At 55.4% G+C, this 14612-nt stretch carries 12 protein-coding genes; 9 read left to right on the forward strand and 3 right to left on the reverse strand.

Features of this window, described 5'->3' with window-relative positions; translation table 11 throughout:
- Window positions 1-123: 123 nt before the first annotated feature.
- Window positions 124-342, reverse strand: a complete 219-nt coding sequence (locus OSO_RS0126945) for a hypothetical protein (protein WP_010586122.1) — start codon at window positions 340-342, stop codon at window positions 124-126.
- Between the two features lie 318 nt (window positions 343-660).
- On the opposite strand from OSO_RS0126945, the gene OSO_RS0126955 reads away from it, so the two are divergent.
- The 8 genes from OSO_RS0126955 to OSO_RS0126995 all read left to right on the forward strand — a co-directional run bounded on the left by OSO_RS0126955 (window position 661) and on the right by OSO_RS0126995 (window position 11695).
- Window positions 661-2991 (forward strand): serine/threonine protein kinase, encoded by a 2331-nt coding sequence (locus OSO_RS0126955; protein ID WP_010586124.1) that lies wholly within the window; start codon window positions 661-663, stop codon window positions 2989-2991.
- A gap of 177 nt (window positions 2992-3168) precedes the next feature.
- The gene (locus OSO_RS45300; RefSeq protein WP_010586125.1) at window positions 3169-4377 is read left to right on the forward strand and encodes a molybdopterin molybdotransferase MoeA; all 1209 of its coding nucleotides are present in this window, start codon (window positions 3169-3171) and stop codon (window positions 4375-4377) included.
- 39 nt (window positions 4378-4416) lie between these two features.
- Complete coding sequence (mgtE, locus tag OSO_RS0126965; protein ID WP_010586126.1) at window positions 4417-5796, forward strand: magnesium transporter; 1380 nt, start codon at window positions 4417-4419, stop codon at window positions 5794-5796.
- Between the two features lie 90 nt (window positions 5797-5886).
- Window positions 5887-6567: a cytochrome c gene (locus tag OSO_RS0126970; RefSeq protein WP_029247522.1), complete on the forward strand. Its 681-nt coding sequence runs from the start codon at window positions 5887-5889 to the stop codon at window positions 6565-6567.
- Window positions 6568-7152: 585 nt separating this feature from the next.
- Entirely contained in the window at window positions 7153-7581 is a 429-nt protein-coding gene (locus OSO_RS45305; RefSeq protein ID WP_010586128.1) for a hypothetical protein, read from the forward strand.
- A 117-nt stretch (window positions 7582-7698) separates the two neighbouring features.
- A complete protein-coding gene (locus tag OSO_RS0126980; RefSeq protein ID WP_010586129.1) occupies window positions 7699-8751 on the forward strand; it encodes a DUF1559 family PulG-like putative transporter in 1053 nt (350 codons plus the stop codon).
- Window positions 8752-9742: 991 nt separating this feature from the next.
- Entirely contained in the window at window positions 9743-10204 is a 462-nt protein-coding gene (locus OSO_RS48630; protein ID WP_010586131.1) for a hypothetical protein, read from the forward strand.
- Between the two features lie 429 nt (window positions 10205-10633).
- Window positions 10634-11695, forward strand: coding sequence for a DUF1559 domain-containing protein (locus tag OSO_RS0126995; protein ID WP_029247524.1), 1062 nt, complete (start codon window positions 10634-10636; stop codon window positions 11693-11695).
- A 298-nt stretch (window positions 11696-11993) separates the two neighbouring features.
- Here the strand turns inward: OSO_RS0126995 and OSO_RS48635 are convergent, their stop codons facing one another.
- On the reverse strand, window positions 11994-12569 hold the full coding sequence (locus OSO_RS48635) for a GNAT family N-acetyltransferase (RefSeq protein WP_010586133.1): 576 nt from the start codon (window positions 12567-12569) through the stop codon (window positions 11994-11996).
- Between the two features lie 317 nt (window positions 12570-12886).
- On the opposite strand from OSO_RS48635, the gene OSO_RS0127005 reads away from it, so the two are divergent.
- Window positions 12887-13267 carry a response regulator gene (locus OSO_RS0127005; protein ID WP_010586134.1) on the forward strand — a complete coding sequence of 127 codons (381 nt, stop codon included), beginning with the start codon at window positions 12887-12889 and terminating at the stop codon, window positions 13265-13267.
- A gap of 38 nt (window positions 13268-13305) precedes the next feature.
- Here OSO_RS0127005 and OSO_RS0127010 read toward each other — a convergent pair whose 3' ends face one another.
- Window positions 13306-14499, reverse strand: coding sequence for a phosphatidylglycerol lysyltransferase domain-containing protein (locus OSO_RS0127010; protein ID WP_010586135.1), 1194 nt, complete (start codon window positions 14497-14499; stop codon window positions 13306-13308).
- Between the last annotated feature and the right edge of the window lie 113 nt (window positions 14500-14612).

Raw genomic sequence — 14612 nt, forward strand, 5'->3', positions numbered from 1 at the left:
AAATCGCACGGAGCAGGTTGGCGAACCGTCAACGACGGTTCGCCCATGCGGGTCGATACCGGAAGCGGGTCGCCCGTCTCGGCGAGAAAGAAACGCCGCAACTTGCGTCTTCACCGATGACGATCATTTGGCATTCGTTCGCCGGTCATCTCGATCCGGAACCGCTCCAGGCACGAACCCTTTCGATTTCCCTCCCCTCGCAATGGCTTTACCCGTGGCGATTCGTTCCCCCCGTTCAACCGCAGGTTCATTTTCCGGTGTTTTTCTTTCTTGTTCGGCCTCGTCCTTCAATCGTTCAGAGCCGGGGTCGCAGTCGCTGTGATCTTCTGATCGTGACTTCATGATGTCGCCTCCTGACGATAATCAAGTTCGTTTCAACGCATCCCGTTCTATGCGGGAGCCTCACTTATGTGGTGGAGCAACCTCGATGCCGTACAGAGCCAGAAGTTTGCGATGGAATTGGATCACGGCCTGCGGGCCAGCGAGCCTTTCCAACGAATCTCCTTTTGTGGCTTCACGTTTCGTTCGAGTCTTGATCGAATCGGCGACTTCTGCGACAACCCAATCGTCCAGGCCATCGCGGCACCCTCAGTTGGTTTCTTTCAGGACTTTCTGCGTGCGTGAACGCCGGCCATCTGGCAGCAAAGGAATGCTCGCGTCGTGAATGAGCCGCCGTCTCACGAATTAGTACGCCAACTGTCCGAGTTGCAGCTTTGCAACTCAGGTGACCTACGGCGCGCGCGGGGTCGTGTTCGGCGACTGTCCTTCGATCTTCCCGCGTTCGATTCCGTCTGGATTGACTCGCTCGTCCAGTTGCGGCTGCTTACTCCTTACCAAGCCAAATTGTTAGAGCAGGGTCGCGCGAGCCAGCTCCAGATTGGCCCGTTCGTGGCGATTGATGAAATTGGCCGAAACGAGCTTGGTTCCACCTATCTGGCACAACGACTCAATCGACGCGATCGGTGCGTCGTGAAGCGGCAGGAGATCGAGCACACTCGATTTCGAGACGCCCAGCGACAAATGTCGACGGTGCTGGAACGCGCCAAAGGGTTTGCCCATCCGCAACTGATTTTTCCCCACGAACTCGTGACGACGGACGATGATCGCCTGGTGGTTGTCAGTCGATTCGTTCCAGGACTTCCCTTGAACGAACTGCTCGTTCGCCGCGGGCGATTTCCCGCAGGGATTGTCTTCGAGATCGGTCGTCAACTGCTTGACGGCCTGGCCGCAGCACAGGCCAAGTCGCTGCTGCACGGCGACATTCGCATGTCAAACGTCCGACTGACGGACACGGGACTGGCGGTTCTCGTTGATGGGGGGATTCGACCGGTCATCCACCCAGAACTCACCATCCACGATCAGTTGACACTCGAAGCCTACGACGGACTGGCGCCTGAACTCATTGGAACCGGTGCCACCGCGACCGCCCGATCGGACATGTATTCGCTGGGATGCCTGTTGTGGCAGTTGCTCACGGGCCGACCGCCATTCACAACCGCCGATCCCCTGGCCAAGATCGCGTCACATCAGACACGTACGATCGACGACGTTCGCACGCTGGCCCCAGACACGCCAGCGATCCTCGCCGAGACCATTCGACAATTGACCGCCCCCAAAGCCGAAGAACGACCACGCAGTTTTGCCGACGTCCTGCAGCGGTGGGGACGCCCCAGTTCATTTAGCCGCGGCAAGCTGAAACAGTTTCGTCGCCTGTTCGACGGCGACGTGCCTCACTTCTCCAGTTCGGGAGCTGGTGATCGAGTCAGTCGTCCGCTTTGGATTGGATCATTCCTGTTCGCGATCACCGGTGCGGTGGCGATGTTTTATGATGCAGGACTTCGCACGGAATTGCTCGACGTCGTCTCACACCTGTATTCGGCAGCCCAGGTCAGCCGTCAGGCCGCAACCCAGTCGACGGCCAGTTCACAGAACATCACGGCAGACTCCAACGCCGATCTCGCCCGCAACCTTCCCCACTTGAAGCCTCTGCCCGCCCCGACCCCCGAAGGGGTCATTTTCCTCAATGAGCATGGCCCTTACGACGCCCCTGTGGTCAAATTCATGAAGGGAAAGCTGGTCATTCGCGGCACGCTGGGAGTCAAACCCGAGATTGTCGTTCGCGATACACCACTCCAGTTAACGGCAACCTCCATCAGCCTGGAGCACCTTGTCGTTCGTCACGCGGCACCACATCCCATGGTGCTGGTCGAGTCCCATTGCCAGCAGCTCAACATTCTGAATTGCGAGTTTGTCGCTTCGCCCATCAATACCAGTCGTTCTCAAGAAGATTTTTCGACTGCCAACGAAATTGGATCACTGAAGTGGGAACCCCTGGATAAAAAGCCCCGCGCGAATCAGATCGCAATCAAGAACACAAACTTCGTCGGCGACGCGAACGCGCTTCTGCTGATGCAGGCACCGCAGTCACTCACTGTCGTCAACACACTTAAAGTGGGGCAGGGTGCGTTTGTCGCGATTCACGCCCATTGCCGAGCGTCATCTCTGTCGCTCGATCTGGACCACATGACGCTTCGCGAATCTGGGCCACTCTTACAGTTGTCGGGTGAATTTGCTGAAAAGGAAGGTGCAGCCGCCATTCAAATCGACGCCAGTGATTCTGTCTTTCACCTGGCGGATGAAAAGTCGGGGCTGATCACGGTTGAATCGGCAAAACCAAGGACCGATTTGAACGCGATGGCGCAATGGAAGGCCAGCCGATCCGAATCTGTCGTGCCACCATCCACCCGTTTGCTCACGACGCTTGATCCCACAGGCAATCAAATTCGCACCGTCGACGACGCAGCCGATCAGTTCGAAGGACTGATGGCCCGCCGCATTCAATTCGTGGGTAAGAAAGATCTGAGCCGGCCCAGGGAATCGAAAACCGCTCAACTCGAGGGACCTCGCGTCGAATCGACGCAGTTGCCTGGCATCGATCCCAGCCAGATCGGCCCCGCCAAACGATCGACTCAAGTACGACCATCGCAATGAGTGCCCTGGATTTTGTCGCCCATCTGCTCGCCTTAGCGGGCTGCAGCTTAAGGCGCCTCTCGTTAGACTGCAGACGCATCACCATCGGCAATGACGAAGGCCTTCCAGTCTTGTTTTTCAGACACGTTCGTAGCAACAGCGCCACGCATTCTCGATGCAAGATCAGGAAGTGAATTCATGTTGACCGTCACTCAGGCACTGGAACAAATTCGCGAGAGCGTCATTCCGTTTGAAGTCAGCGAGCATCCGTTGGAATCCGCCTTAGGACTGACTTTGGGTGAAGACGTCCACAGTACGGTCGACTCGCCACCCTTCGACAAATCACTGATGGACGGATACGCAGTACGCATTTCCGATGTCGAAAGCGGTTCTGCCACATTGCGGGTGATTGAGCTTGTCACTGCGGGGCAGGTTCCCCAACACACCGTCAATTGGGGGGAAGCGACCCAAATCATGACCGGGGCGCCGTTACCTGCCGGTGCTGACATTGTCATCAAGGTTGAAGAGACGCAGCGCCAAGGTGATCACGTCACGATTGCCGCGAATCCGCCTACGGCCAACACCAATGTGATCCGTCGCGGAACATCCATTCGCACAGGCAGCCGGGTGTTAACCGCAGGTATAACGCTGAACGCGCATGGAATGGGCACACTGGCCGAACTTGGCCAATCGATGGTGCGCGTTCGACGTCGCCCGCGGGCCGCCGTCCTTTCGACGGGGGACGAACTCGTCCCCGTCACGGCCACGCCCGAGCGGGGCCAGATTCGCAATTCCAACGGCGTCATGCTGACCGCGCAGCTCGAAGCGGCTGGTGCCATTGCCGTGAACTTGGGAATCGCACGGGACAACCGCGAAGACCTGGCAGCCAAGATCGCGGAGGGTCTGAAATATGACCTACTGATCCTGTCGGGCGGCGTCTCAGCTGGATTACTGGATCTGGTGCCGAGCACACTTGCCGAAGCCGGAGTCAGACAAATCTTCCACAAAGTGGAAATGAAACCTGGAAAACCAATCTGGTTCGGACAAAGGGCGTTGTCAACCACGCCGACGTGCAATGTCTTCGGACTACCGGGCAATCCCGTCGGCAGTCTTGTTTGCTTTGAATTGTTCGTACGAACCACAATCAAACGATTGATGGGAGCCGAACCGTCAAATCCGCAGCCGCTGTTCGCACGGTTGGAGCATGATTACTCGACCCGGGCCGACCGTCCGACGTATCATCCAGCGCGACTGACATGGGCGGCTGAAGGTCTGTCAGTCACCTTAGTTCCCTGGCATGGCTCATCCGATCTATGCGGCACGGTCTCGGCCAACGGGATGGTGGCGCTGCCGGGCGAGCCACGACAATTTCGGGCAGGCGATCAGGTCGAATCGTTCGCCTGGTAACTCCCCACGATCACACTACGGCCGGCGAGACGATATACGATGCTCTGCAAGTTGATGTTGCCGGAAATTCGGGAACTGATCGAGACGCGCGATAGCCAGACACTTAGCGAAGTCCTGGATATGTGGCAACCCGCGGACATCGCCGAGCTGTTCGCGGACCTGGATGACGACGATGAACGGGCCGCCTTTCAATTACTGCACGGGCCACAGCGCACACTGATCTTTGAGTATCTCGACCGCCCCACACAGCATAAATTGCTGGAGAGCCTGGAACCCGCCGACGCCGGGGCTTTGTTCAATGACATGGCCGCGGACGACCGTACGGCACTCTTGGAAGAACTTGACGACGCTGATCGCGAAAAGCACCTTCGAACGCTATCCGATCAACAGCAAGCCATCGCGCGATCGTTGCTGGAATTTCCCGAGGACAGTGTCGGCCGCTTGATGTCGCCCGACTTTGTTGCCGTTCGGTCCAACTGGACCGTCGAACATGTGCTGGATCACGTGCGACGACACGGGCAAGACAGCGAAACCCTGAACGTCGTCTATGTCGTCGATCACGACATGCACTTGATCGATGATTTGCGGATCAGGCAAATCCTGCTGGCGCCTGTTCACACGACGATCGAGCGGCTGATGGATAGCAATTTCGTCAACCTCAAGGCGACGGACTTGAAACGATCGGCCATTGAAGTCTTCCGACGCTACGACCGCACCGCGTTGCCGGTTGTCGATGACCACGGCCGACTGGTGGGAATCGTGACGATCGACGACGTCCTGGACGTGGCCGAACAGGCCGCGACCGAGGACGCGCAGAAGTTCGGGGGCCTGGAAGCTTTGAGCGAACCATATTCCACCACACCGCTGCTGACGATGGTTCACAAACGTGCGACGTGGCTGGTGATTCTGTTCCTGGGAGAACTGCTCACCGCCACTGCGATGGGTTATTTCGAACATGAGATCGCCAAGGCAGTGGTCCTCGCCTTGTTCGTGCCGTTGATTATCTCCAGCGGAGGCAACTCGGGCTCTCAAGCGGCGACACTGATTGTTCGTGCCCTGGCTGTCGGTGAGATCCGCCTGAGCGACTGGTTGAGCGTTTTTCGCCGCGAACTGATCTCGGGCGCGATCCTGGGGCTGATCCTGGGAACAATTGGATTTCTGCGCATCGCACTCTGGAGTGCCTTCTCGAATATCTACGGTCCCCATTGGATGCTCGTTGGCGTTTCGGTCAGCCTGTCGCTGGTGGCGATCGTCCTGTGGGGATCCATTATTGGATCGATGCTGCCCTTCGGTCTGAAGCGTTTGGGCCTTGACCCGGCAACCTCGTCCGCCCCTTTCGTCGCCACATTTGTTGACGTCACCGGTCTGGTGATCTATTTCACGGTTTCGATGGTGGTCCTACGCGGCACGATGCTTTAACAGATCGACCACTCCAAATACGCCGAGGCAACAATGAGTTTCGGACAGGCGTTTCGAAGTACCGTAACAATCATACTACTAGTGACTTGCGTGAGTTGGGCAGACCGACCGCCGTTCGCTGAAATCGTCTCCATCGAAGATCTGGAGACCGAAATCAAGGCACTCTCGGCCGAGATCGAGCAGATCCTCGCGTCGCCCAATTCGTTTCAGGCCGCCAAGGGCCGTTTCCGCCTTGCGGCGGGACAGTTGGCGATCTTTTCTCAAGTGCTGGCGGAACACAATGGTGAATCCGCGCTGAAACTGTCGGCTCCCTCGATTCGCGATGCAACACTGCAACTCGGTCGAATCACATCGTTCGACGAAGCGCCGGCAGGGCTGCGACGACTGAACGAAGCAATGAACGGGAAGGGCGGCGGACCAGGCTCCGTCGAGTTCGATTGGACGAAGCTGGCACGGACGCGGCTGCTGATGGAGATCCTTCGCGATCGAACCGACCAAGTGCGGAAAGCGCTTCGTCGTTCCAAAGATCCACAGATGGAAAGCCGCCAGGCGTCCGCGATGGCCATGATTGGATCGGCCCTTGCGGCACACAGGCCGAACGGCGTGACGGCGGACGAGGCGACGGTTTGGAGTGACTGGTCGCAGGAGTTTCAGCGTCAGATGACGCAAACCGCTGACGCACTCCGCCGCCAGGACCGGCCGATGGCGTTGGAACACTTTGCAGCTGCCCAGTCGATCTGCACGACTTGTCACGATCGATTCAAGCCCTGATCGACACGATCGGTGGGAAGAATCGGCTCGATTCCATCATGCTCATTCTTTGAGCGTCATGGCCCAATCTTCGCAATGCAACGCCATCGCACCACGCTCTACCCCCGATGCGGCGACCGCTTCACCCGGGTCCGATTGAGAAATCTCCTTTCGCAAAAACGCAGAGCGGATGCGCGAGTGGTCTCCGTCGACGCGAGACGCTTTTTGCGAACTTCATACGAATCTCAACCTGAAATATCAGGATTTCGACGTGTCGTTAACCCATTTAAGGACAAATTCTTATATCAGGATATTTTGTCTTTTTTCCCTTGTGTAACGGGACTCCGTTTAACACAATGTTCACAAACTCTTCATTAAACATTCGCAATGTGAACATTCGATCACGTACACTTGGCCATTCCTGGTAATCACCTTAAACCCGTTTTTTTCGCTTCGTCAGTGGTTCGGCATTTGCTTTTGTCGACTCAAAACTCGATGTGAATTTGAGTGCTCATTTATCTGGCGTGATGCGCGTTCGCGCGTTTTCGTCGCCTCGCGCCGGCGATCCATTTCTTCTTGAACGTTCTGGAGAGATTGTTGGAGAACATGCACTACCCACGCCCCCACTTGGCACTGACATTGTTGATCGTTTGTGGGATTCAACTTGGCTGCGGCGGCCCGGAACGGCCCCCCATGGGATACGTCTCGGGCACCGTGACGATGGACGGGGAACCGCTCGAGAAAGTCTCGGTCAACATCAAGCCGGACGTCGGACGTGCCGCGATGGGGCAAACCGATGGAAAAGGGCATTACGAGATTTATTACAACGTCGGCGAGAAAGGGACAAAGATCGGTCCGAGTACGGTCACATTAAGTTGGCCAATTGGCTATGCCGGACCGAAGGCGATTCCCGCGAAGTACACGGAAGGAAAATCCGAGCTCAAGCTCGATGTCAAGAAAGGACAGCAAACATTCGACATCGCCGTCGAATCCGATCCGTCTGCCAAACCTGCAAAGGTTCAGACCCTCGACTGAACGAAAACGGACTTTCGATTCTGCCGACAAAGACCTGATGACTCATCATACGTTTCTTCCGAACGATCGATTGTCGTCGTTCGGCTATATCGTGTCGTTGTTGTAAGGGGTTTTGTAATGCGTTTTCATTCGAAGGTCAGGCGAGGCTTTACGCTGATTGAACTGCTGGTGGTCATCGCGATCATCGCCGTTCTGATCGCGTTGCTGTTGCCTGCCGTCCAGCAAGCACGCGAGGCGGCGCGCCGCACCCAGTGCAAGAATGCGTTGAAGCAAATCGGTTTGGCATTCCACAATTATCTCGACGCCAATCTGTGCTTCCCGCCAGGCTACATTTCAAAGGTTCCTCAGAACCAGAACAACGGGGAAAAAAGCCTATGGTCATGGGGTGCGTTGATCCTTCCGTACATTGATCAAGGCAACCTGTACAACACCTTGCAACCGGGCCCTCAACTGCTCGAAGCACAACTCGTGGCCAATCCGCAGGCCTGCAAGACTCCCCTTACGGTCTTCCGCTGTGCGTCCGACACCGGCCCACCGTTGAACACCTACCAGGATTCTCAAACCGCTGACACTTCGACAACCGCTGGCTACAACTATCGGTCGGATGTGCCAGACACGAATGGTACGAACCAGACAATCGCCACTTCGAATTATGTCGGCGTCGGGGGATCGGGCACGTCGACGACACCGCTCGTTGATCCGACAATCTACGGTAAAGCGTTGGGGATGATGGCTCAAAACTCGAAGATCTCGGACCGTGACATCGTCGATGGGATGTCCAATACGCTGATGGTGGGTGAACGTGCCTGGCAGTACAAGTCATTCGTCGTCGGCGCCGCAACCGTTCTGGGATTCTCGGCCACGGTGGATGCTCAAAACACGAACGGCAGCGTGAAGATCGGTCAGCTGAATGCCTTGGGCATCGGCTACAATGGCCTCAATCACTTCAACGTCCCACCGACCAATCATGATCGACGTGGCTTTAGCAGCAACCACGTCGGCGGTGTCCATTTCGTGATGGCAGACGGGTCGGTTCGATTCATCAGCGAAAACATCGACTACCAAGTCGGTGTGATCGGTGGCGGAAATCCATACCCGGCCGCCGCAATCACCTCGACCTTTGCACGTCTTCTGTGCTATTGGGACGGTCAAGTCGTGGGTGAATTCTGATTCCACGCGTGATGGTCAACGCAAGTGAATTTCGATCCGGCGAGTTTGAAATCCACGTGCCACTTTGAATCGGAAGTGATCGGTCGTCATGACGGCCGATCACTTTTTTTATAGCCCTTCGCTCCAAGATCGAAAACTTGAGAGCGGCGGCCTACCTGTTTCGCAATTGCGCAAGTCAGCGTTCGGTCCAGCAGGCGCCATGAATCTTCGGACACACAACTCCGCCGCGGCCGACCGCGAATCCAATTCGCCAGATAAGACTTTCGGCATAAAAAGCCAGCGTGACTCTCAAGTCAAATCAACGCTTATGCCGCATGAAATTCGTATTTGCTCGCTCGGATCGCTCTTTGCAACAAGCCCCAACGCGATTCTGACAACCTCTTGAAATAAGAGGCCCAGGCACCCTTCGCCTTCGCAACTGTCGTCGCGTCCTCAATTCCGAGACTGAGCGAACGCCATTGTTTCAACAGTCGGCTCTCTCACTTCGAGAAAACTCTTTGCTCCGCGAGATTCCTCGTCATCCGTTCAATTGTGCGCATTGTGTCTTTCGCTGATGGGCACGATTTCACTACGAAATTGCACTTTGCCAACAGAGACAAATCATCATAAACGAGTTTAACGTTGCGGTTTTCTTGCGATCAAACCTTACAAAATAGTTACACCAAAACATTACATCTTGTTTATACTTCAAATCTTCATGGAAACTTCACGGAATCCTATTACCATGATTTGGCTGCACGTTTACTGTGCGCTCGCACTGAACGTTCACCAGCGACATTTCGACTGATCATCCTCCCACTTGCATTCCTGCGATTTGCGCAAAGTGTACATAGTCTCGCAGATACCAACGAGATTTACTTATTGCGTTGGCCCCTCTTGGAATCTTCACGAATCTGTCGATTCGCAGCACTGAACACCACACAACGACACGTCAAGATTTTGGCATTCCTAGTTGTTATTTTCGGTTGCGTACATTCTTGAAAGATTGCAGATGAACATGCGCTCTTTACATTCCTGGTTCGGAGTGTCTTTGCTCGCCATCTGTGCGATGCAGCTCGGCTGTGGGGGTGCCGACCGTCCCCCGCTTGGGTATGTGTCGGGACTTGTCTCGATGGATGGTGAACCTGTCGCAGACATCATCGTGGTCATGAAGCCAGAGAACGGACGCCCCGCGATGGTGCGTTCGGACAAGAGCGGGCAGTACGAGATCGAGTACACCAAGGGCGAAAAAGGGACCAAGCTGGGGCCGACCACCGTCAGCCTCGAATGGCCATTGGGTGGAGGCGGTGGGATTTCAATCCCCAAGAAGTACGTGGGCGATCAATCTGAACTGAAACTGGATGTCAAGAAGGGCAAACAGACTTTCAATATCGAGATGACATCCGAGACCGCCGACACACCAAAGGCCGATCTCAGGAACAAGGCCAAAGGTGCAGGCCAGCCTGTCGACTGATCGCCTGCGGCTAGCCTGTTGAACTCAATACAACATATAGGGTCCTTTTGCGATGATCACTTTCTTGGCGATTCTACGTCCCGGCGAAGCCCATTCGTGAGACGATGAAAGGCCGCTAGAGCCATTGCGCATACTCACCCAAGTTCGGTGAATTCCATAACGTTCTCGATGATCGTCTGATTCAGTCCCGTTATTTCATTGGGCTGTCAGCAGAATGTCTTTTGAGAGAAGGGGACAGGCACCACATCGCTGTCAATGTCGTGACATTGACAGCGTTTGGAGTTTCCCCATCGCTACTCATTAGACGGCTTGAATCGCGACCCTCTTTCGCTTTATTCGGCAATGGGCAAATCAGCCATCTCGTGGCGACACCGAGTCTACGATTGTCGTGGAACTCGTCTTTTTTTGTGTTCATCCAGGGGCAATGTTATGAGTTTCAATTCGAGAGTTCGGCGAGGTTTTACCCTAATTGAATTGCTGGTGGTAATCGCCATCATTGCCGTTCTGATTGCACTTCTGCTACCGGCTGTTCAGCAGGCGCGCGAAGCGGCGCGGCGCACGCAGTGCAAGAACAATCTGAAGCAGATCGGTCTGGCGTTCCACAATTACCACGACGCCTACAATCAGTTTCCTCCTGGGAATATCACCGGCAGCCCTCAAAACTGCTGCACGGCTGCGAATTTCCAACCCAGCCTATGGTCATGGGGCGTTTTCATTCTTCCGTATATCGATCAGGGGAACTTGTACAACGTCCTGCAGCCCGGAAATTACACGCTGCAGTACCAACTGACAAACAACCTGGCCGCTTGTCAGACGCCCTTGACGGTCTTCCGATGCGCTTCGGATACGGGCCCGGCCCTCAACACCTTCACCGAGTCAATGTCATCCAGTCAACCGGCCGGATACGGTTATGATTCACAGGTCCCCAATGTGGCGGGCACCCCAACAAATATCGCCACTTCGAACTATGTCGCCGTTTCCGGGACATCCGACAGTACGACCCCCGCAATCCAAAAGGACTTTTATTTTCCCGGGTGCGTTCCCACTGGCCTGACATACCAGAACTCGAAAAACGGACTGCGGGATATTACCGACGGAAGTTCGAACACGCTGGTCGTCGGCGAACGAGCCTGGGCATACAAAGGCGGACTCTACGGTGCCGGGACCGCGCTGGGATACTCGGAGACCGCAGATGGCGTTGCGGCACAAGGAGCAAAAGGCGGTTCGATGAACGTGTGGGGCATCGGGTATGATGGCCTGAATGCGACGATCAACGGCCTTCATGACCGCCGTGGTTTCAGCAGTTCTCATGTTGGCGGCGTCCACTTTGTGATGGCAGACGGCGCCGTCCGCTTCATCAGCGAAAACATCGACTATTCGAAGCAGAGTGTCACGGGCGGCGTCACTTCCACCTATCCGGCAAACTGTGTGACCTCAACTCTCGCACGACTGTTTTGCTACTTCGACGGTCAAATTGTTGGTGAATTCTGATTTCCATTACGGCCTTTGATCGCTGATCTCGGTTTTCAAACCCTGTCATCTGCGTTCGTCCTGATTCGAAGTGCTCGGCCGCCTCGGCGCCCGAGCACTTCGTTGTTTCACCGTATCCACACACTTGCCAGCCACTTCGAAGCAACTCTTGTTCGGTAACCGTTCACAGCCCGAAGAGCGGAGGACAGGCACATTTTCGCGGGTCAATTGGAATCCACAGTGCATCGACGAGCGGCATCCTTCCCTTTACCGCGGCAAACTGAGCAGTCCACTGCCTGTGAACGGTTGCCGTGTCCGATCATGCAAAATCCTTGTACCACAAGAACTGAATCTCTTCAGGAAAGTCGGCGTAAACCCCAGAAAGCACGTCCCTGAGACGGCATCCGCGACTGGAATAGAATCGACACGCGGGTACGTTGTTATTCTGCGACTCGATCTTGAGCGCTCGACATCCGCGTGACTGAGCCCAACTTACGGCTTGCTCGAACAGCGCCGATGCGACACCGCGCCTGCGATCGGCAGGATTGACTCTCAAATCCCATAGGACAGCCAGATCATCACGGTTCTCGAGCAAATCGACACCCGTTGTCTTCCAGGCGATCAACGCCCCGCCAATCCAACGCTGGTCATACCGCGCCGACAGTAAGCACCAATTGGATAAATCGAAGTGGCGAGGCAGATCGATTGGGCGATTGCCTGGAATCGCGTCGTAGTCTTTGAGGTACGGTGCCTCCAACCACCGTTCGCACAACTCAATCTCGCCAGTGTCACTTCGCCTCGCCTCAAAAAGACTTTTCACCTCAAATGCCATGCGGATTCGAGACAACTCTTCCAGGCCAATTATGGGCTCTTGCCGAATCTTGAAAGCGATCACACCAACATCCTGAATCGAGGTTCATCCTGAGACAATGGGGCAATACCACTAAGTTCGTGATGCCGAATGCTGACGCGAACAAGCTGGCATCTTCAGCACGCAAGACGATATCTTAACCGCCGGTTGAAATAACAGAGACAGCCACCGAGGCGTCACATGATAGGATGTCGTTCTTGAGTCTGAGCGGAGCCATTCTCCGATGTTTCAGCAGACTGCTCAACACAGAACATGAACTGCACGAAGTAGGAAGCGTTTCGAGAGATCTCGCGGCAGAGCGGCAACGACGACACTCGAGGTGATCCATTGAAGGAGATCGTATGACGATCAGAATACTCGATGTCGGACAATGCGGTGTGGATGCCGCGCGCATGGCAGGGATTTGGCAGACCAAGCTGAGTGCCACCGTCGATCGCTGCCACTTCGCACACGACGCGTTGGAGCGCATCACACGAACGCGCTATGACTTGATTCTGGTGAACCGAGTTCTGGACGTTGACAATTCATCGGGACTGGATTTGATCCGAGATATGATCAAGTCTGGAACATCGACTCCCGTCATGCTGGTCAGCAACTATTCCGAAGCCCAGAAGGAAGCCGTGGCGCTGGGCGCCATTCATGGTTTTGGGAAGGCGGATCTCGACAAGTTCAGCACGGTTGAACTCGTCAAGCGGGCGACCAGTTCTCAGAAAGTGCCGTGACGCCCTCTCCGTTCTGGATCACATCCGGGCCCGCTCGATCAAGTCGCGTCAGGTGATTGAGGGGGTGCCGTTTTTCCTGGAATCACCAGTTTTTTCAGCAGGTTACGCACGTTCATCCGTAACGCTCCAGATGTCCTAACGAATGAAAGAATCGATCGCCATGAATTGCGTGGGTACACGCATAGGTATCGGTCTTGATAGCGCGGACGAAACCGGCTTTTGAAATAGTCCTGCCCCGCAGCGCTGAACAGGACATTCAATCGACCATACCAAAGCCCGAGCATCCAGCGGACGCGCGCATCGGCTTCGGACGAAAGATCCTGCTGGACTCCCTTACCCGGTACCAGGCACAACGAGATCCGCTTCACATTCTCGGCTCGCAAACGGTCAATGACATCACGAAACAGGAATGGAATCGTGCCGCGAACGGCATCGCGTCGTTTGCGGTACGTTTCAAACGCCCATGACGTGCCATTCTCGGTGGGGCTGGCAACGAGGAACCCTTCGGTACGCCCCCTGTCATGCTGCCGTGCGATGAATAGCCGCCGACGCCCCAAAGCATGAGGCTCGAATCGTCCTTCCAACAGTCGCAATGGTTCGGAATAAACACGATCTTTCAGATCGTCGAAGAAAACTTCATTCAAATCACCTGCAATTGCTCGCTGCTGCTCCTGTGACGCAACCTCGATCACTTCCAGTCCTTGCCGATGACAGAAGTTCGTTTGGCGCCGAACCCACTCGAACACTTTTCCTTGCCAGTTCAAATCCACAAGATCGAGTACCGGTTCTTCACCGAATTTGTTCACCGCGAACCCCGCCTCACGGAACAGCGAAGCTTCTTCAGAGGTCACCGAATAGACAGCGATGGTCCGCCGCTGCCGCATCGCTTCTTGCTTGAGCCACAAGACCGCACGCGGTTTATGACTGACGTCGCTAATGATGCTACCGGGAATATGCCAGAATGCTCGATCGGCATAGACATTGAAATAAACATCTTCGTCTGGTGTTCGCAGAATCGTCGCAGCGGTTCCCGTCAGATCATACGATTCGGGAGCATGGCCAAACGCGTACGCGAATTCTTCGAGTCGGCGACGTTCTTCTGCAGTCAAGCTGCTGAGCGGGACGAGCCCCGAGTACGACGTGCCGGGGCGCACTTCCACTGCCGGCGAAGGTGCGCTCAATGGAAATGCCGGCACAGCAGCCTTAGCAACTTGACCGATCGAATCGGACATCTGCGTGCAGTTCTCGCCAAGAGGAAGGTTGATCGATACGAACGTTCATCGAAACGCGGACAAGGAACAGCGTCGATTCAGGCAGAATATGGCAATGTCGTACTGAACATATT

Origin of the sequence: Schlesneria paludicola DSM 18645, assembly GCF_000255655.1 — a bacterium.
In the GTDB taxonomy this organism is placed as follows: domain Bacteria; phylum Planctomycetota; class Planctomycetia; order Planctomycetales; family Planctomycetaceae; genus Schlesneria; species Schlesneria paludicola.

What these genes read in the sequence shown, in the direction of transcription:
- OSO_RS0126995 (WP_029247524.1), top strand. Translation starts at nt 10,634, where the DNA reads ATGAGTTTCAATTCGAGAGTTCGGCGAGGTTTTACCCTAATTGAATTG.
- OSO_RS0126945 (WP_010586122.1), bottom strand. Translation starts at nt 342, where the DNA reads ATGAAGTCACGATCAGAAGATCACAGCGACTGCGACCCCGGCTCTGAA.
- OSO_RS45300 (WP_010586125.1), top strand. Translation starts at nt 3,169, where the DNA reads ATGTTGACCGTCACTCAGGCACTGGAACAAATTCGCGAGAGCGTCATT.
- OSO_RS48630 (WP_010586131.1), top strand. Translation starts at nt 9,743, where the DNA reads ATGAACATGCGCTCTTTACATTCCTGGTTCGGAGTGTCTTTGCTCGCC.
- OSO_RS45305 (WP_010586128.1), top strand. Translation starts at nt 7,153, where the DNA reads ATGCACTACCCACGCCCCCACTTGGCACTGACATTGTTGATCGTTTGT.
- mgtE (WP_010586126.1), top strand. Translation starts at nt 4,417, where the DNA reads ATGCTCTGCAAGTTGATGTTGCCGGAAATTCGGGAACTGATCGAGACG.
- OSO_RS0127005 (WP_010586134.1), top strand. Translation starts at nt 12,887, where the DNA reads ATGACGATCAGAATACTCGATGTCGGACAATGCGGTGTGGATGCCGCG.
- OSO_RS0126980 (WP_010586129.1), top strand. Translation starts at nt 7,699, where the DNA reads ATGCGTTTTCATTCGAAGGTCAGGCGAGGCTTTACGCTGATTGAACTG.
- OSO_RS0127010 (WP_010586135.1), bottom strand. Translation starts at nt 14,499, where the DNA reads ATGTCCGATTCGATCGGTCAAGTTGCTAAGGCTGCTGTGCCGGCATTT.